General features: G+C 63.0%; 1 protein-coding gene. It reads left to right on the forward strand.

What is annotated here, in order from left to right; translation table 11 throughout:
- Positions 1–273, forward strand: a 273-nt coding sequence (locus SB772_RS40960; protein ID WP_410838645.1) for an HAD family hydrolase, incomplete at both ends; no start/stop codon positions are given.

Genomic DNA, 273 nt, shown 5'->3' on the forward strand with positions numbered 1-273 from the left:
GCCGAACTGGTCGCGAAGTTTCCCGAGCACGAAGCGCTGATTCGCGCGTTTTACGAGCGCTGGCATCAAATGGTGGCGGGTGTGCTCGACGACGGCGTCGCGACTGTGGAGAAGCTAGAAGCCGCGAATGTGCCGCTCTTCGGCCTGATGAACTGGTCGGACGAGACGTTCCCGTATGCGTGGGAGCACTACCCCGTGCTGCGGCGGTTCAAGGACATCGTCGTGTCGGGGCGCGTGAAGATGGTCAAGCCCGACCCGGCGATTTTCGCGGAG

It is taken from the genome of Paraburkholderia sp. SIMBA_030 (genome assembly GCF_046535245.1).
Classification (GTDB): Bacteria; Pseudomonadota; Gammaproteobacteria; order Burkholderiales; family Burkholderiaceae; genus Paraburkholderia.